The organism is Mesorhizobium sp. M7A.F.Ca.US.014.04.1.1, assembly GCF_003998745.1.
GTDB classification, from domain to species: domain Bacteria; phylum Pseudomonadota; class Alphaproteobacteria; order Rhizobiales; family Rhizobiaceae; genus Mesorhizobium; species Mesorhizobium ciceri.
In genome coordinates, this window is record NZ_RZRW01001446.1 from 1 (window position 1) to 466 (window position 466).

1 protein-coding gene is annotated in these 466 nt (G+C 56.2%); it reads right to left on the reverse strand.

The window, feature by feature from the left end; all coding sequences use genetic code 11:
- Positions 1-277: 277 nt before the first annotated feature.
- Positions 278-466 (reverse strand): hypothetical protein (locus EOA22_RS38455; protein WP_206521595.1); only part of this gene is annotated, 189 nt, incomplete at its 5' end.

The window sequence follows — 466 nt, forward strand, 5'->3', positions numbered from 1 at the left end:
CGCTCATTCTCATCCGGGAGCTATTCTCTTGCTTGTTAACACCAGCAACACGTAGTGCAGATGCTCTTACTCTGAAAGATCTCCGAGTGATGAGTGCGGTGATCGGCGGCAACGACGTGCGAATAGGCGGGGTTTGATTGGCCACAGATCTCTATTTCTGGCGGACGGCAGCTTGGCGCCCAAAGTCGGACGCAGAACCTACTTTGCGGTCGCCCGAAAGCCCACAGATGCAGCGGTGTCGCGTCAGGTATCTACCTGTGCCGAGGGTCAGTATAAACTACCGATCAGAGCGAGCCGAGATGCTCGTTCGCGTGATGGCGCGGGCGCACTGAAATCCGCGACTATTCGGCACTTCTGTTTTCAGCGGCCCGGAGACATTCTCGTGAACCCCTACTGCGTAGCCCCGACTTGCAGCCTTGCCGATCATCTTGATCACGGGAAATCGACAATCCTCTTCGATAGTGCG